The 16308-nt window shown below is 73.4% G+C and carries 19 protein-coding genes; 6 read left to right on the top strand and 13 right to left on the bottom strand.

The window, feature by feature from the left end:
- Window positions 1-161: 161 nt before the first annotated feature.
- From lepB to Dsi01nite_RS16595, 3 genes are all read right to left on the bottom strand, one after another.
- Window positions 162-713, bottom strand: a complete 552-nt coding sequence (gene lepB, locus Dsi01nite_RS16605) for a signal peptidase I (RefSeq protein WP_203847143.1) — start codon at window positions 711-713, stop codon at window positions 162-164.
- Between the two features lie 119 nt (window positions 714-832).
- A complete protein-coding gene (locus tag Dsi01nite_RS16600) occupies window positions 833-1405 on the bottom strand; it encodes a TetR/AcrR family transcriptional regulator (protein WP_203847045.1) in 573 nt (190 codons plus the stop codon).
- 121 nt (window positions 1406-1526) lie between these two features.
- On the bottom strand, window positions 1527-1982 hold the full coding sequence (locus tag Dsi01nite_RS16595) for a tellurite resistance TerB family protein (RefSeq protein WP_203847044.1): 456 nt from the start codon (window positions 1980-1982) through the stop codon (window positions 1527-1529).
- Between the two features lie 122 nt (window positions 1983-2104).
- On the opposite strand from Dsi01nite_RS16595, the gene Dsi01nite_RS16590 reads away from it, so the two are divergent.
- Window positions 2105-2911, top strand: coding sequence for a class I SAM-dependent methyltransferase (locus tag Dsi01nite_RS16590; protein WP_203847043.1), 807 nt, complete (start codon window positions 2105-2107; stop codon window positions 2909-2911).
- The gene (locus Dsi01nite_RS16585) at window positions 2904-3659 is read left to right on the top strand and encodes a DUF4253 domain-containing protein (protein WP_203847042.1); all 756 of its coding nucleotides are present in this window, start codon (window positions 2904-2906) and stop codon (window positions 3657-3659) included. Before Dsi01nite_RS16590 ends, Dsi01nite_RS16585 begins: the two co-directional genes overlap by 8 nt.
- 4 nt (window positions 3660-3663) lie before the next feature.
- Here the strand turns inward: Dsi01nite_RS16585 and Dsi01nite_RS16580 are convergent, their stop codons facing one another.
- On the bottom strand, window positions 3664-4686 hold the full coding sequence (locus Dsi01nite_RS16580; RefSeq protein WP_203847041.1) for a helix-turn-helix transcriptional regulator: 1023 nt from the start codon (window positions 4684-4686) through the stop codon (window positions 3664-3666).
- Between the two features lie 69 nt (window positions 4687-4755).
- Between Dsi01nite_RS16580 and Dsi01nite_RS16575 the strand changes: the two genes are divergently transcribed.
- On the top strand, window positions 4756-5034 hold the full coding sequence (locus Dsi01nite_RS16575; protein WP_203847040.1) for a hypothetical protein: 279 nt from the start codon (window positions 4756-4758) through the stop codon (window positions 5032-5034).
- A 4-nt stretch (window positions 5035-5038) separates the two neighbouring features.
- On the opposite strand, the gene Dsi01nite_RS16570 is transcribed toward Dsi01nite_RS16575, so the two are convergent.
- Together Dsi01nite_RS16570 and Dsi01nite_RS16565 are read right to left on the bottom strand one after the other, a co-directional pair.
- Window positions 5039-5437 (bottom strand): MmcQ/YjbR family DNA-binding protein, encoded by a 399-nt coding sequence (locus Dsi01nite_RS16570; RefSeq protein WP_239135933.1) that lies wholly within the window; start codon window positions 5435-5437, stop codon window positions 5039-5041.
- 230 nt (window positions 5438-5667) lie between these two features.
- On the bottom strand, window positions 5668-6966 hold the full coding sequence (locus Dsi01nite_RS16565) for an FAD-binding oxidoreductase (RefSeq protein ID WP_203847039.1): 1299 nt from the start codon (window positions 6964-6966) through the stop codon (window positions 5668-5670).
- A 153-nt stretch (window positions 6967-7119) separates the two neighbouring features.
- Here Dsi01nite_RS16565 and Dsi01nite_RS16560 point away from each other — a divergent pair, with 153 nt between their 5' ends.
- Window positions 7120-7986 carry an RNA polymerase sigma-70 factor gene (locus tag Dsi01nite_RS16560; protein WP_203847038.1) on the top strand — a complete coding sequence of 289 codons (867 nt, stop codon included), beginning with the start codon at window positions 7120-7122 and terminating at the stop codon, window positions 7984-7986.
- Between the two features lie 3 nt (window positions 7987-7989).
- Here the strand turns inward: Dsi01nite_RS16560 and Dsi01nite_RS16555 are convergent, their stop codons facing one another.
- Together Dsi01nite_RS16555 and Dsi01nite_RS16550 are read right to left on the bottom strand one after the other, a co-directional pair.
- A complete protein-coding gene (locus Dsi01nite_RS16555) occupies window positions 7990-9105 on the bottom strand; it encodes a hypothetical protein (RefSeq protein WP_203847037.1) in 1116 nt (371 codons plus the stop codon).
- Between the two features lie 216 nt (window positions 9106-9321).
- The gene (locus Dsi01nite_RS16550) at window positions 9322-9897 is read right to left on the bottom strand and encodes a TetR/AcrR family transcriptional regulator (protein WP_203847036.1); all 576 of its coding nucleotides are present in this window, start codon (window positions 9895-9897) and stop codon (window positions 9322-9324) included.
- Between the two features lie 112 nt (window positions 9898-10009).
- Between Dsi01nite_RS16550 and Dsi01nite_RS16545 the strand changes: the two genes are divergently transcribed.
- Both Dsi01nite_RS16545 and Dsi01nite_RS16540 read left to right on the top strand, forming a co-directional pair.
- Entirely contained in the window at window positions 10010-10849 is an 840-nt protein-coding gene (locus tag Dsi01nite_RS16545) for an SDR family NAD(P)-dependent oxidoreductase (RefSeq protein WP_203847035.1), read from the top strand.
- A 54-nt stretch (window positions 10850-10903) separates the two neighbouring features.
- Entirely contained in the window at window positions 10904-11296 is a 393-nt protein-coding gene (locus tag Dsi01nite_RS16540; RefSeq protein ID WP_203847034.1) for a hypothetical protein, read from the top strand.
- A gap of 55 nt (window positions 11297-11351) precedes the next feature.
- On the opposite strand, the gene Dsi01nite_RS16535 is transcribed toward Dsi01nite_RS16540, so the two are convergent.
- From Dsi01nite_RS16535 to Dsi01nite_RS16515, 5 genes are all read right to left on the bottom strand, one after another.
- Window positions 11352-12185, bottom strand: a complete 834-nt coding sequence (locus Dsi01nite_RS16535) for an alpha/beta fold hydrolase (RefSeq protein WP_239135932.1) — start codon at window positions 12183-12185, stop codon at window positions 11352-11354.
- Window positions 12186-12211: 26 nt separating this feature from the next.
- Window positions 12212-12814, bottom strand: a complete 603-nt coding sequence (locus Dsi01nite_RS16530) for a TetR/AcrR family transcriptional regulator (protein WP_203847032.1) — start codon at window positions 12812-12814, stop codon at window positions 12212-12214.
- 18 nt (window positions 12815-12832) lie between these two features.
- Window positions 12833-14242 (bottom strand): alkaline phosphatase PhoX, encoded by a 1410-nt coding sequence (locus Dsi01nite_RS16525; protein WP_203847031.1) that lies wholly within the window; start codon window positions 14240-14242, stop codon window positions 12833-12835.
- Window positions 14243-14296: 54 nt separating this feature from the next.
- On the bottom strand, window positions 14297-15640 hold the full coding sequence (locus Dsi01nite_RS16520) for a hypothetical protein (RefSeq protein WP_239135931.1): 1344 nt from the start codon (window positions 15638-15640) through the stop codon (window positions 14297-14299).
- An 88-nt stretch (window positions 15641-15728) separates the two neighbouring features.
- Window positions 15729-16283, bottom strand: coding sequence for a mycothiol transferase (locus tag Dsi01nite_RS16515; protein ID WP_203847030.1), 555 nt, complete (start codon window positions 16281-16283; stop codon window positions 15729-15731).
- Window positions 16284-16308: the final 25 nt, after the last annotated feature.

The following is a 16308-nucleotide window of genomic DNA, read 5'->3' as shown; positions in this document are numbered from 1 at the left end:
GTCTGGACGACCACTACACGATCCCGTGGCGCAGCGCGTCAGGACCTGCCGTCCCGATCGTCGACGCAGCAGCAGCAGGTGATGGCAAATCCCGACTATTGATCAACACCCGAATCCAGGCGTCGCTGCAGAATTTCCCGGCGAACTCGCAGGTTGCCGCCTCAGTGCGGGTCGGGGACGTCCGCGAAGGTGGCCGGGACGCTCAGGGACCGCCAGCGCGACAGCGGCCAGGAGGTCACGAACGCCCGCCCGACGACCCGGTCCACCGGCACGGTGCCGTTCGCCGCGGTCAGGTGCACCCGGGAGTCGGCCGATGAGCCGCGGTGGTCACCCAGGACGAACAGCCGCCCGGCCGGGACGACCACGTCGAACGGCGTCGCGGACGGCACGTCCCCGGGGAACAGGTAGTCCTCATCGAGGGCCTGGCCGTTGACGGTGATCCGGCGCCGGTCGTCGCAGCACACCACGCGGTCGCCGGCGACGCCGATGACCCGCTTGATGTAGTCCTCGCCCGGGCCGGCGTTCCACTCCGGCGGCGGCCGGAACACCACGATCTCGCCGCGGGCCGGGTCCCGGAACCGGTAGCTGACCTTGTTGACGATGACCTGGTCGTCCACCAGCAGCGTCTGCTCCATCGACCCCGACGGGATGTAGAACGTCTGCACCACATACGTGCGCACGACGATCGCCACCACCGCCGCCACGGCGAGCATGACGAGATTGCCCACCCAGCGCGATCGCTTGCTCTGCACGTTCCCCGTTGGTGGCACGGCCGCAGCGTACAGCTTCGATGCCAGTCGATCTTCTATGAGCGGACCGGTGCGCGGGGCGGTCAGGCGAGCAGGCCGGTGGCGACCTCGTAGAGCAGGGCGTCGGAGGGGGCGTCCGGGTCGGCGGCCACGCCCGCCCGGAACAGCGACGCGCCCTCCAGGAGCATGACGAACACCCGGGCGCGGGCCGCCAGCTCGGCCGGTGGCAGGTCCGGCCGGGACGCCTGCAGTTGCTGGGCGACCAGGGACTCGTAGGTGCGGTAGAAGGCGCGGACGGCGGCCTCGATCTGCGGGCTGTGCCCGGCCAGGGACCACAGCTCGGCGAAGAACTTGCTGGCGGGGCGGTCGCACTGCTCGTCCAGGACGCGCCGGACCACCTCCGGCAGCGTCAGCACGGACAGCGGCGCCGACAGCCGTTGCAGGGTCCCGTTCAGGTAGTGCTCCAGCAGCGCGGCGACCAGGGTGTCGCGGGTCTTGAAGTAGTACTGGACGTTGCTGAGCCGGATGCCGACCCGGTCCGCGACGCTGCGCAGGGTGAGCTGACCCTGCCCCTCATCCACGAGGATGGCGGTCGCGGCGTCGAGGATCTGGGCCCGCCGCGCGGCGCCCTTGCTGGTCGCGCCGGCCTGGCTCATGCAACCTCAACTTCCGACGCGGCGGCTGCGGCAGATGGCCCACATCATGACCTACGGGCGGGGCACGGCGCGACCGTCGCCGGCCGGCCGCCCCACCACCCGCAGACGACGCCCGGAAGGATCAGAGATCGAACTCCGCGGGCGCGATACCGACGGCGAAGCACGCCTCCCGCACGGCCTTCTTCTCGTTGTCGTCGAAGTTGCCGTCGGCGCCGCCGATGATGATGCCGATCTGGATGACCGCGCGGGCGTGGTCCGGCTTCGACTTGAGCTTGGCGATCGTGGCGATCGCCTCGACCTTGCCGAACTCGAAGTCGCGGACCAGCCGGTCGGCGTAGAACGCGAACTTCTGCCGCAGCTCGTCGGGCGGGAAGACCGCAAGGATGTCGTTGCTGGTGATCACGCCCTCGGTCCGCTGCCGCTCGGCCGGGTCGATGCTGCCGTCGGCGGCGGCGATGAGCGCGCACATCGCCATGCTGGCGTTGGCGAACTCCTTGCTCTTGAATTGGCCGGCCCGGGTCTTGAGCTGGCCGCTCATCTCGGCCGTGCGGGTCTTGAGCTGGTCGAAGAATCCCATGCTTGCCCCCTTCTGTGTGACGCCCCCCGGCGGCAAGCCTACCCGCGGCGCCGCCGGCCGACCCCGGATGCGCCACCGCCCGACAGAATGAACTCACAGCGACGGAAAGGACGGCCTGGGGCATGCACGACGACGACCGCCTGGCACGGCTCGCCCGCGGCTGGGACGAGGCCGCCGCCGGTTACGAGGCGTACTACGTGCCGCGCTTCGCGCCGTGGGTCGCCGACGCCGTGGACGCGGTCACCGCCGGGCCACTACCGGACGGCCCAATCCTGGTGCCGTGCTGCGGCACGTTCCCGGAGCTGCCCGCGCTCGCCGCGCGCCTGCCGGACCGCGACGTCACCGGCCTGGACCTGTCGGCCGGGATGGTCCGGCTGGCCCGTGAGCGGGCAACGCCGTACCATCGCGCCACTGTCGAACAGGGCGACGCCTCGACCCTCGCCGAGCGCTGGACGGGCCGCTGCGCGGCGGTCGTGTCGGTGTTCGGCCTCCAGCAGCTTCCCGAGCCCGACGTGGCCATCGGGTCGTGGGCGGCGGCGCTGCGCCCAGGAGGGGTGCTGTCGGTGCTGTTCTGGCCGCGGCACAGCGAAGCCGACGGCCCCTTCGCCCGCCTCGGTGAGGTCGTCCACCGGCACATGCCACGCGGCGACGACACCTGGCCGGACCGGCTCACGCCGGCGCTGACGGCCGCGGGCCTGGTCGTGGAGCGCGACGAGCGACCCGCTCACCCGATGTCCCACCCGGACGCGGCCACGTTCTTCGACGCCCACACCCGTGCCGGACCGGGCCGCCCCCTCGCCATCGCCCGGGGTGAGGCGTTCGTCGCCCGGCTCCGCGCCGAGTTCCTGGCCGCGTCCCCGCGGGGCGTCTGGTCGCACCGGCCGAGCGCCCGGCACCTCGTCGCCCGTTACCATCGCCGCGATGAGTGAGCTGCTCCGGGCGCTGTCCGACCTGGCCGTGCCGCTGCCACCTGGGCACACGGTGCTGTCGGTCGAGAATCCGGCGCCGATGCTGTGGCGCAGCGACGGGCCACCGACCGCCGAGCTGGTCCGGCGGCTGCGGGCCGAGCACCCGCGGTCCGGGCTGTGGCCGCTGCTGCTGACCGACCAGCCGCTCGAGCTGTTCCCCGAGTTCATGAGCACGCCGGACGCGCATGACGCGGCGTTCGTCCTGGCCGGGTTCTGGCACACCATCACGTGCGACGGCTCATCCGCCGACACCACGGTCCCCTACGGGCAGCGGTGGCCGCGGCCCGCGCCGCCCGGGCGGCAGCTGGACGACCCGGACGAGTTCGCCGGCGCCGTGCTCGACCACTGGTTCGCCGGCCCGCCGCGGGACAGCCGGCGGCTCGGGCTCGTCCCCGCCCCGGGCGGCGCCGACGCGCTGACGGCCATGGGCTGGATGGGCGCCGCGAACCGTGAGAACGACACCGCCATGCTGTCCGCGGTGCTGCGCTCGTGGGAGGACCGGTTCGGCATTCGGGTCCTGCACCTCGACAGCGACACCGTGACGGTCAGCGTCGCCGCACCCCCCGACGACCTCGACGCGGCGCTGCACCTGGCGGCGGAGCACTTCGCGTTCTGCCCCGACACCCTGTGGCAGGGCCACCCGCACACGATCGGCGACTACGCGCCGCTGCTGCTGGAAGCGCGGGTGTGGTCGTTCTGGTGGGACTGAACCGTCAGGCGGTGCCGAGGGCGCGGGACAGCAGGGCGCGCCGGCTGTTGGTGCCGGTCTTGGCGAACATCGACTTCAGGTGGTCCTGGACCGTGTTCGGGCTGAGGAACATGTCGGCGGCAACGGCGCGGGTGTCGGCGCCCGCGGTCAGGTGGGTGAGCAGCTCCGTCTCCCGTGGGGTGAGGCCGCACGCGCGGGCGAAGACCGCCGTCCGTTCCCCCGGGGAGCACTCCTGGATGGTGACCGCGATCGGGGCGTCGGCGCGGCCGGTCGCGTCGAGGCGGGCGGCGCGCACCGTCAACCAGCGGCCGTCGGCGAGGTGCGCGCGGACGGACGGCGGGTGCGGGTCGACGCCGGCCTCCGCCGCGACGAGCTGCGCCGCGACGTTGTAGACACCGGCCGGGACGGGTTGCCGGCCGGCGTCCGGCGGCAGCAGCCGGGCCAGGTGCTCGTGCGTGTGCGGGGTCTGCTCGATGACCCGCAGGTCCGGCGTGAGCAGCAGCACGACCGGGCCGGCCGGCCCGGGTCCGCCGGTGACGGTGAAGGTCTGTGCCTGGCAGCGGCGCAGGTCGCCGGTCAGCGACGCGGTGACGCTGTCCAGGACCGCCAGCTCGGGGCCGGTGAACGTGCCGCCGGTGCGCCACAGGTCCAGAAACCCCCAGCAGCCGTGCCGGTCCCGGAAGACCGTCGAGGCGACGTCGGTGACGCCGTGGGCGGCGAGGAGCTCGCGCCACAGCAGGCTGTCAGCGGGGTTGGTGAGCCGGGCGGCGCCGGTGAGCGACGTCCACCGGTTGGTCGTGGTGAGGTACTTGAGGCGGATCAGCTGTGGCAGGGCCGGCATCAGCGCCGGCGGCACCGCGGCGAGCGGGTCCGTCCCGACGGAGGTCTCCGGGTCCGTCAGCGCCCAGACGTGGGCGTCGAACGGCACGACCCGGCCGATCTCGGCCAGCACCAGCTCCCGTAGGGCCCGGGAACCGGCCGCGGCCGCACCGATGCGCCGCACCCGTTCCGCCGTCGCCGCGTACACCACACCACCATAGGGATCCCAGACTTCTGGGATGGGCGGCGCGCCCGGCGGTCTTTAGCGTCGGATGGCATGACGACCTTACGAATTGAGCACCCGATCGTCGACTTCGCGCTGTGGCGCCGCGCGTTCGACGGTTTCGCCGAGGCCCGCAGCACCGCGGGTGTGCTCGGCCACCGCGTCATGCGGCCCGTCGATGACGAGAAGTACGTGGCCGTCGAGCTCGACTTCCCGACGGTCGAGGCGGCCGAGGGGTTCCTGCGGTTCCTGCGCACGAATGTGTGGGCCGACCCGCAGCGCGCGCCGGCCCTGGCGGGCGCGCCGCAGACCAGGATCTTCCAGAGCGCCTGAGCCGTCAGGACGCGCGGGCGTCGAGGGCGGCGACGCGGCGGACCCCGGCGGTGCGGCGGTAGCTGGCGTCCAGCAGCTCGCCGATCTCGTCCCAGTCGGTGTCCTCGGCGAGGTCCACACCGATCCAGCCGGACGGGCCGAGATACGCCGGCACGTAGCTTCGACCGTCCTCCAGGAGGGCCTCGCGCTCGGCCGGGTCGACCAGCACGATCACCGAGTGCTCGTGCTGGCGGTAGACGCCGTCGACCTTGATCGAGCCGCCGTAGTAGGCGAAGACCTTGGTCGTGTAGAACGCCGGATGCCCGTGGGAGATCTTCTCCGCGGCGTCCGGCAGGGCCAGGGCGAGCTCACGCACCCGGGCCAGGATCGGGTCTTCGTCGTCGAACATGATGGGATGCGCCACGCCGCCACCATAGTGCTGTGACGACTGACGGTGTTGTGGTTCCCCGCCGCGGGGTGCGGTCGAGCGACTCCCCACCGGGTTGCCGGCGGGGCGGGCCTCAGCCGGCCAACTGACCCCTGCCGCCGCCTGTGCCGCATGGAGAGGACGTATGGCTTCGAGTTCGCCGATGACCATCGAGCGTTCCTTGCGACGGCGCTGCCGCTGAACGTCCCGTTCGAGCCGGAGAGCGTTCACGGCGTGATGTTGTGGTTGCCGGTGAACAGGTTCCGCGGGTCGAACCGGCGCTTGACCTCCGCGAGCCGCCGGTGCGTCTCCGGCGGGTAGACCGCGGTGACGTCCAGGTCGGAGAGGAAGTTCGCGTAGGCGCCGGTGACGTGCGGTGCGAGCCGGTCCCAGATCGCCGCCAGCCCCGGGCCGGCGGCCTCGACGACCGGCGGCGGACCCGCGACCGTGGTCGCGACCATCAGCTCCGCGCCGCGGTGCGCGTAGGCGGTGGCGTCGGCCGGGACGCGGGACACCGCGCCGCCGACGCTGCGCACCGCGATGACCGGTGCCCCCGCCGACGTGGCGACCTGGGCGAGGACGTCCACCGCCGCCGGCACCGACGCCGGGTCGACGAACGCGCTGCGGGTCACCAGCCGGATGCCGGGCGGCGGGGTCATGCCGTCGACCAGTGTGTCGGCGTACCGCTGCAGCCTGACGTCGTCGACGAGCACCGTGCCGAGCCGCCGGATCGGGTCGATGGCCCGGGCCGCGTGCTCCGGGTCGTCGCCATCGAACGCGACGAGGATCTCCAGTGGCGCGCCGGGGAGCAGGTTCGCGATCGAGGTCAGCTCCTCGGGAGCGGTGCGCAGGTGGTCCGCCCAGCCGCGCAGCACGGTCGCCGCCTCCGCCGCGGGAAACGTGATGCGGCCGTGGAACACGTCGGTCGTGCGGTGCGCAAGGAACTCGAACGCGGTCACGACGCCGAAGTTGCCGCCGCCACCACGGATCGCCCAGAACAGCTCCGGGTGCTCCTCCGCGGCGGCCCGCACCAGCGAACCGTCGGCGAGGACCAGGTCCGCGGCGACCAGGCTGTCCAGGGTCAGGCCGTGCTTGCGGACCTTCCAACCGATGCCGCCGCCCAGCGTCAGCCCGCCGACGCCGACGCTCCTGGTGTCGCCGGAGGAGATCGCCAGGCCGTGCGGGTCGAGGGCGGCCGTGACCTGGCCCCAGGTGGCGCCGCCGCCGATCCTGACAAGGTGCCGGTTGGCGTCGATGACCTCGACGGTCGTGAGGTTGCCGAGGTCGATCACGACGCCGCCGTCGTTGGTGCCGAAGCCGGCGAAGGCGTGCCCGCCGCCGCGCACCGCCAGCGGCAGCCCCGCGCCGGCGGCGAACCGGACCGCCGCCTGCACGTCGCCGACCGTCTTCGGGCGGAGCACGTAGGCCGGGCTGCCCGACGCGAGGAGCGTGCGGCTGGCCGCCGCGTACTGCGCCGCACCCGGTTCGATGATGTCGCCGCCGAAGTCGCGATCCAGAGATGTCATGAGCTGGGTCCTTTCATCAAAGGGAGTTCGCTCATGTGACGCGGGCGGGACGGCTCGTGTGACCGCGCCGGCGTGTGACGCACGACATCGGCCGGGGCTGTCACACCACGGCGCCGGCCGGCGTCATGTGCCCGGCAACACGAAGGAGGAACCATGGACCCGGCCACGGAGGCGTTCATCGCCCACCGCAACCTGCTGTTCACCGTCGCCTACGAGATGCTCGGCTCGGCCGCGGACGCCGAGGACGTCCTGCAGGAGACCTGGTTGCGCTGGGCCGGCGTCGAGCTCGACACCGTCCGGGACCACCGGGCGTTCCTGGTGAAGATCACCACCCGGCAGGCCCTGGACCGGCTGCGCGCGCTCGACCGGCGCAAGGAGTCCTACGTCGGGCCGTGGTTGCCGGAGCCACTGCTGACCGCGCCCGACGTGGCGGAGGACGTCGAGCTCGCGGAGAGCGTGTCGATGGCGATGCTGCTGGTGCTGGAGACCCTGGCGCCGACGGAGCGGGCGGTGTTCGTGCTGCGGGACGTGTTCGCCCTGGAGTACGAGGAGATCGCGGAGGCGGTCGACAAGAGTCAGGCGGCGGTGCGCCAGATCGCGCACCGGGCCCGCGCGCACGTCGCCGCCCGCCGCCCGCGCGGGGCCGCCTCCGCGGCGCAGACCCGCGACGCCCTCACCGCGTTTCAGCGGGCGGTGGAGACGGGCGACCTGCAACCGCTGCTGGACATCCTGGCGCCGGACGTGGTGTTCGTCAGCGACGGCGGCGGGCGCCGGCAGGCCGCCCTGGTGCCCGTGGTGGGCGTCGACCGGGTCGCCGAGGTCCTCGCAAGGGTCCCCGCCCTGGCGTCGCTGCGGCCGGCGCACGTCAACGGCTACCCGGCGCTGATCTTCCACGTCGACGGTGAGGTCGACACCGTCGTCGCGGTCCGCGTCGACGACGGCCGGATCACCGGGCTCTACGCCGTGCGCAACCCGGACAAGCTGTCGCGCATGGAGCGGGAGACGGCCCTGCACCGGTGACGGTCAGTACCCGATCGCCGCGGCCGCCACCGATCGCAGGTAGGCGGCCGCGGGCGGGCTCAGGTACAGGTCCGCCAGGCCGGCCGGCGACTCGCGGCACAGGATGCCGTAGAGGATGGCGGCGTCGAGGTAGATCGCGGCGTCGTTGGGGTGCTTGCCGTCGGGGGCGATGAGGTACGACGTCCCCTTGGCCGCGATGACCGTCTCGAACGCGTCGCCGATCGGTGCCAGGAGGTTCGGTGTGCTCAGCGCGGCGGACAGGGCCGCCGCGTGGGCGTCGATCGCGGCCGTGGCGGCGGCGCGGGACGGGAACGGCTTCGGGTCGACCAGGGCCCAGTTCTTGACCAGCACCACCCGCCCGCCCGGTTTCAGCGCCCGGCCGAACGTCGGGGCATACGTGTTGAGCAGCGTGTCCGTCGCGGCCGCCGGATCGGTCGCGAGGAGCGTGCTGTACTCCTGCAGCACGATGAAGTCGTATCGCCGGCCGCCGCCCAGTGGGGTCGCCAGGAGCCCGTCGTTCCAGGTCTGTCGCAGCGTGTAGCCGGAGTGGATGACCTCGGTGACGTCGATCGTCCGGCCGGCCGCTTCGGCCAGGTGCCGCACCAGCCTCGGGGTGTCCTCGCCGGCGGCGTTCATGGTGCCGAGCAGGCTGTTGCCGACGAACAGCACGTCGACGGGCGTTTTGGTGGGCTGGTTCCCGGTGACTGTGAAACGGACCGTGACCGGGGCGCCGGCCGCCTGGGCACGGACGGTCAGCGTGTAGGTGTCCGGAGTTTCGGGGAGTCGGAGTTGGTACGGCGCCCGCGGGTCGCTCTGGCTGACGCTACCGCCCGCCGCGCCGGTCAGCGTGAACGTGACACCGTCCGGGTGCGCGCCCGGGGCGAGGTCGGCGCGCAGGTCGAGGTCCCGGCCGGCGAGCCGGGTGCGATCGACCACGGTGCCGTCGGTGACCGGGCTCAGACCCAGGACCGGCCGGCCGGTCGCGTCGTTGACCAGGGAGACGCCGCCGATGACGCGGGCGTCGTCGGTGCCTCCCGCGGACACCTGCGGGGCGGTGGTTGCGGCGAGTGCGGCGACCCCCAGGGCGGCGGCGACCCACCACCGGCGGCGGAACGGCATCGTGCGGTGAACTCCTCGACCACTGGAAGCGTCCGCCCAGGGTGCGTACCGCCGCCGGCGCTGTCAATCACGTGCGCCCCGGTTCGTCCGATCGGCGTCGTGGACGGCCCGGGTGCCGGACGTCAGGCGCGTGGGCCGCGCGGTTTCGGACGTCAGGCGCGTGGGCGGCGCGCGGCTTCGGACGTCAGGCGCGTGGGCCGCGCGCGGCTTCGGACGTCAGGCGCGTGGGCCGGCGCCGTGCAGGAGCGTGTCGACGATCCGGCCGGCGAGGAGGTCGGGGTCCGTCTCGTCGGCGGCGTCGAACGTGTGGCCGTGGATGGCCTCACCGATCAGCGCGTAGAACACCCGGCGGGTCCACTCCAGGTCGGCGTCGGCGGCGAGGACACCCTGGTCGCGGGCCCGGCCGAGGAGTTCCACGCAGCGTTGCGCGAGGGCCACCTGGTCCGCGAACGCGGCCGAGCCGGGGATGTCCGCCTGCTCCAGGGCGAACCGCCAGCTGCGCTTGGTCCGCAGGACGTTCGCCGTGGCCTGGTGCAGGGCGACGAGCGGAGGCGCGGTGTCCGGGTGGGCGCTGTCGACCGCGTCGCGGAGCTGGGCGGCGGCGGCCAGGGCGAGCGCGTCGACGAGGGCCTGCCGGCTCGCGAACCGCCGGTGGATCGTCGTGCGGGCCACCCCGGCGGCCTCCGCGACCTGCTCGAGGGACGCGGTCGGCTGCACGCTCAGCACCCGCTCGGCCGCCTCGAGGATCGAGCGCATGCTCCGCTCGGCGTCCGCGCGCAAGGGCCTGGTCATGCGAACACGATACCCGCGGGTCGCGGTTCGCTCATGAACTGCGACACTGCTGTTGCATTTATGGTCGGAACGGCTACGCTGATGTCGCAGAAGCCGATAGGAAGGAGTTGCCATGACCTCCCGTACCGCACTCGTGACCGGCGCCTCGACGGGACTGGGCGCCGAGTTCGCCCGCCAGCTCGCCGCCCGCGGCCACGACCTCGTGCTGGTCGCCCGCTCGGCCGACCGCCTCGAGGTGCTCGCCGCGCAGCTGCGGTCCGCCCGCGGCGTCCGGGTCGACGTCGTGGTCCAGGACCTCACCGAGCCCGGCGCGGCCGCGGCCGTCGTCGAGGCGGTCACCGCCGCCGGCCGGCAGGTCGACCTGCTGGTCAACAACGCCGGCTTCGGCACCGCCGGCCGGTTCGAGGACATCCCGGACGGGCGCGACGAGGACCAGCTGATGGTCAACCTGGTCGCGCTGGTCGGCCTGACCCGGGCACTCGTGCCGGGCATGCTGACCCGGGGGCACGGCGCCGTCATCAACGTCGCGTCGACGGCGGCGTTCCAGCCGTCGCCCTTCTTCGCCACGTACAGCGCCGGCAAGACGTTCGTGCTGAACTTCAGCCTGTCGCTGCGGTCGGAGTACCGCGGCCGCGGGGTGAAGGTCCTGGCGCTGTGCCCCGGCCCGACCCGCACCGAGTTCTTCGACGTGGTCGGCGAGCGGGCGGCGGTGGGCCGGTTCATGACCGCGGAGGCGGTGGTGCGGGCCGGTCTGCGCGGCCTCGACCGCGACCGCGCCTACGTCGTGCCCGGCCTCGGCAACCAGGTGACGGCGCACCTCGTGCCCCGCCGGCCGCGGCGGATGGTCACCGCGATCGCCAAGCTGGTGGCACGCTCGGTGCCCGACGCGCCCGCGCCGCCGCAGCCGTTGGGCCGTCGTGCCGCTGCCGCTGCCGCTCAGGCGACCCCGTAGAGGGTGCGGTGGGGACCACGGTCGCCACCGCGACGGGGGCCGGGTGACCGCATCGTGCGGCGCGGCGGGCCGGACGACTCCACAGTGGACGTGCGGCGGCGCCGGCGGTCGCAGGCGGGCGAACTGGTCCGCACCATCGCCGCGACCGAGCCGCCCGCCCTGGACCGGCCCGCCCCACTGACCGGCCGGGCGCCGGCCTGGCGGCCGCTGCGGGAGGTGCTGACGCAGCGGGCGTTCGAGACCTGGATCCACACCGACGACGTGCGGACCCCCTGCTGGCGCTTGCCGCCGGAGCCGCCGCCGCGGCAGCTGCGCCACATCGCGGACTTCGCCCTGCGGCTGCCGCCCGCCGCGATGGACACAGCCGGCCGGGGCCGCACCGCCAAGTATCGCCTCAGCAGCGCCCTGCGCCGCATCGCGGTGCAGGGCGCCGGCCGGGCCGACTGAAAGGGCCCGTGGCAGGCCGGCCCGACCACAGCACTGGGCAGTGGCAACCACACCATCACGCCGCGAGCTCCCGCACGACCTTGGCGAGGAGGGCCGGCTGGTCGAGCGGAATCAGGGTGTAGCTGTCCGGGACCTCGACCAGGTGGCCCTGCGGCAGCAGATCGGCCAGGCGGCGGCCGTGGTCCGGAGGCATGACCCGGTCCCCGGCCGCCCAGACGACGGCGGCGGGCCGGTCGAACCCGGGCAGCCCCGCCGCGGCGCGGACGAGCAGGTCCCGGTCGGCGAACGCGGCGCGCAGCACCCGCACGGTGTCCACGGCGATGCCCGGCACGTCGAGCACGGGCCGGATCCACCGGGCGGTGGTGGCGTCGCCGCGTTTCGTCAGCCAGCCGAACGCGAGCGGCAGTCGGCGCATGGGTTTGAGCCGCATCTGCTGCATGAACGCCTTGAACGCGGCCGGTGGGAGCTTGCCGGTGACGGCCAGGGTGCGGCCGGTGAGGCCGGGCGGGAGGTTGTCGAACGCCTCGCAGGACACGAGCATCAGGCGGGAGAAGCGCTCTGCCCTGGCCGGGTCGGCGGCGATCAGCTGGGCGACCGCGCCGCCGGTGTCGTTGCCGACGAGGGTGACGTCGCGCAGGTCGAGGCGTTCGACGAGGTCCGTGACGAGGCGGGCGACGGCCGGCAGCGACAGGTCCGCGCCGGGCAGCGGGCGGCGGTGGGCGCCGAGCGGCAGGGTCGGCACCACGCACCGGAACCCCGCCAGCTCGGGCACGACGGCGTCCCAGAGGGAGCCGTCCATGAGCAGCCCGTGCAGCAGCAGGACGGCGGGTCCGTCGCCGCCCGTGTCCTCGTAGTCGATGGTTCCGGCGGACAGCTCGATGACGGCCATGCGCCAAGTGAACCACATGGTTCACATCAGGGCGAGGCCTCCTCTCGTTCCAGCGCGCGCAGCAGGGCGGCGAACCCGGCCTCGACACTCGCCGGGTCCGCGCCGATGACCCGGTTGAGCAGCAACCCGCGCAGCGTGGCGAGGATCAGCTCGGCGACCTCGGTGCGCCGCCGCTCGGACCAGTCCGGCGGGCACAGGGCGAGCAGCGGCGGCAGGTACTGAGACGTCGCCTCACGGCCGAACTTCGCGTAGCGGGCCGGGTCGTACATCGCCAGCCCGGTCGACTGCTCCAGCACCCGGTGCCCGGAGCGCGGGTCGATGAGCACCGGCCACAACGCCTCGATCCGGGCCGCCAGGGTGCCCTCGCCGGCCCGCAGCGCGGCGGCCGCCATGCTGTTGTCGATACGGCGGGCGCGCAGCCGGTCCACCGCCTGCACCAGCAGGTCGTCGACGCCGTCGAAGTGGTACAGCAGCACCTTGTGGGTCGTGCCGGCGGCCCGCGCGGCCCGCCGCAGCGAGAAGTCGACCAGGCCGTGCTCCGCCAGGTCCTCGGTGACCGACTCCAGCAGCGCCTGCCGCCGCGCCTCGCCCCGTGCCGATCCGGCCGAGCGCCGGTACCCCTGCTCCATCGTGCAAGGATCGCAGCCTTATCGCCGCCCGTTGTGCCACGGGCCGGTGATCACGCAGGTCACCCCCGGATACTGCACGTTGATGAACAGGTGCCGCCCGTCGGCGGTGAACACGGCGCCCGCCAGTTCGCTGGCGCCGGTCGGCCCCGGTGAAGGGAAGTCCTCCGGGTTCCAGTAGTGCAGGTCCAGGGGCTCGATCACCCGGGCCAGGTTGGCGATGCCGCCGGACGGGGTGAGCACCCGCAGCCAGTTGTCGCCGCCGTCCTCGTCCTCGCCGTCGCCGTCCTCGGCGAGCAGGATCGTGCCGTCGGGGGCGACGGCGACGGTGTCGGGCTGGTTCAGGGTCTTCGGGTTCGGCGACTCGAAGAGCAGCTGCAGCGTCCCGCGGTCGTGGCCGTCCGGCACGTACCGCCACACCTGGCCGTTTCCACCGTCGCCGGCCTCGCTCGCGACGAACGTCACGCCGCCGTCCGCCCACGCGGAGCCCTCGAGGCCGAGGAACCGGCAGCCGCCACGGGCGCGGCCCTGCGAGTAGACGGCGCCCGGGTTGTCCTCGGCGTCGGACGGGTCCGGCTCGTCGATGTCGACCCAGTGCGTGTCGAGGACCTCGCCGACCCGCTGTCCGGTGGCCGTGTCGTAGCCCTTCTCGCCGGTGACGGCGAGCATCTGCAGCCGCCCACCGGCGGCGAGCTTTCCGGGGCGGCTGGGCACGAACCGGTAGAAGCCGTCGCCCGGGTCGCCGTTGTCCTCGGTCATGTACACGATCCCGGTGCGCGGGTCCACCGGCGCGGTCTCGTGCTCGAAGCGGCCCATCGCCTTCAGCGGCACCGGCGGCACGGGTCCCCGCGCGTCGGCCGGCACCTCGAACACGTATCCGTGCGGCTTCTCGTAGCCGGCGCCGACACCGTCGGTGGTCTCCTCGCACGTCAGCCACGAGCCCCACGGCGTCGGCGCGCCGCTGCAGTTGGACAGCGTGCCGTTGAGCACGAGGAAGCTCTCGACGAGCCGGCCGGCGGCGATGTCGTACAGCGACGACGTGCACCCGGCCGGCGCCGCGCGGTCGTAGGCGTCGCGCGGTCCGAGCGCGCGCCGCGTGACACCGGGGATGTCCAGGTCCAGCTCGTGGTTGCGGATCAGCCGCACCCTGCCCCGGCCGGCGGCGAACAGCGCCTGCCCGTCGTGGCAGCCCGGGGTCGCGAGGCCGTCGTTCATCCTGGTGCCGGCCGCGCCGAACGTCCGGTACGTAAACCCGGCGGGCAGCGCCAGCTCCCGGCCGGCCGGTTTCAGCGGGCCGTATCCGTCGACCGGCCGGCCGTTGCCGCCCGGCGCGGCGGCGGCCGGGCCGGAGCTCAGGAACGCACCACCGACCCCGCCGCCGACGAGGCCGAGTCCGGTGACCGCAAGGACGTCGCGTCTGTTCAACACCATGGGGTCCATCATCGCGGTGCGTCGGTGAACACCGCGCGACGTGCGGGCGGCGATTCAGCCCATCGGCAGCACTCGGGCGACCCTGATCGTGGTGGCGTTGCCGCCGGCCGCTGGGTAGGCGACGCTGCCGTCCGGGTAGGCCTTGAACGCCTGATACGCGTGGTCCTTCACGCCGATCGGGAATGTGCCGCCGACCGTCTTGCCGACGGTGGTGTCGTAGGCCTGCGCGGTCATCGAGGCGCCGGACTCCCACGCCAGCAGCATGCGGCCGCTGCCGTAGGCGACCAGGTGCGGATGTGCCGTTTTCGCCGTGGTACCGATGTGCTGGTCGGACGCGCCGGTGGTGAAGCGTTCGAGGCGGGCCGTCCCGCCCTGGCTCCACGCGGTCCAGTACCCCTTCGGCTGCGCGAGGACGAGGTCACCGCCGAACAGCGTGCCGTCGCAGGTGCCGGCGGCCACGGTCCGGTACGGGTTCGGCTGCGCGATCCGGCACGCGTTGTCGGTGGCGCACACCATCGCGAAGTGCTTCGTGCGCGGATCCCAGGCGATCCGGGTCGTCCAGCTGTGGCTGCAGCCGACCTCGAAGCTGTCGTGGCCGGGCACCAGCGCGCCGTTCGGGCCGACGACCTGCATGCGGTCGCCCTCGTGGATGTCGACGCAGGCGCCGTTCTTCACGGTGATGGCGACGCCGAAGTAGGCCGCGTAGTTGGTGCCGTCGTACGCGAGCCGGCCGTGGTGCTGATACCACCAGACGAACCGGGCGCCGTCGTCGTAGCCGGTGCGGCCGCCGGTCAGGTTCGTCACCTGCCGCTCCCACACCTGCTGCCCGTTCAGGTCGAACCGGATCATGTGCATCGTGTTGCAGGGGCTGGCGGAGCCGCCGCACAGGGTGCCGCCGCCGCAGGTGCCCTTGCGGGTGAGCAGCAGGACCCCGCCGGTGGCGTCGGCCTGGACGTCCTGCAGGTCGATGCCGGTGAACGTGGTCGGGGTGCCGACGAGCTTGTCGGCGCAGTCGAGCCGGCCGAGGTGGACCTTGCCGTCGGTGCCCAGCCAGGCCAGCCACGACCCGCCGTCGGGCCGGGCCGCGATCGCCATCGGCAGCGGGTCGGTGTCGCCCTCGCGCCCGTAGCCGGTGACGCTCGATCCCACCGGGACGTCGGTGACCCGCACCGCCGGTGCCGCGCCGACCGGGCGGGCGCACGCACCGGCGGTCGAGGCCGACGGCGAGGCGGACGCCGAGGCGGCGGCGCCCAGGGCCTGTGCGCCCTCGGAGGGCAGGCCCGCCTGCTGGGCGCGGGCCTGCGGCGTCCCGTTGTCGCCGCCGGATCCCGTGAACCAGAGGACGGTCGAGGCGAGTGCGATGGCTGCCGCCGTACCGACGCCGAAAACGACAATCAAGCGACGCTTGCCGTGCAGGTCCATGCCGGAGGAGTCAACTGGGCGAAAACCTTTTCGGCAAGCCATGTGACGGCGCATGCGCAACTCTTCACGCGGACGAAAGCTTTCCCAAAGGCGGGTCCTCCCCCACCAGGCCGTCGATCGCCTCGCGGAGCAGGTCGGCGTGGCCGACGTGGCGGGCGTACTCGTCGTGCAGGTCCACGACGATCCGCCGCAGGTTCGGCGGGTTGCCCTCGTCGTCGGTGCTGTACTTCGCCGGCTGGTCCAGGCCGCCGTCGGCGAGCGCGGCGGCGAGAGCTTCCCGGGAGTGCGCCACCGCGCCGCGCCACAGGCCGTAGAGATACTCCGCGGTGTCGTCGGCGGCGCTGCGCCACACCCAGTCGGGGTCGGTCCTCGCCTCGGGCGCGTCGAGGGGCGGTCCGGGCGCCTCGCCGGTGAAGTCGATGGTGTACCGCTCCTCCACCAGCGCCAGGTGCTTGAGCAGCCCGGCGAGGGTCAGCGTCGACGGCGGCTGGGGGCGGTGCAGCCCGGCCGCGTCCAGGCCGCCGCTCTTCCAGGCGAACTGGGCACGGGATCGTTCGAGGGCGAACAGCAGCATCTCGGTCTCGCCGGCGGTCGCCGACGGCTCATCCAGGAAGGCCATGCCTCGCACCGTAGGGCAGGTTCCG

Source organism: Dactylosporangium siamense, assembly GCF_016862795.1.
In the GTDB taxonomy this organism is placed as follows: domain Bacteria; phylum Actinomycetota; class Actinomycetes; order Mycobacteriales; family Micromonosporaceae; genus Dactylosporangium; species Dactylosporangium siamense.
The sequence above is the reverse complement of the archived record's forward strand: the minus strand, read 5'-3'. Positions and strand labels throughout refer to the sequence as shown.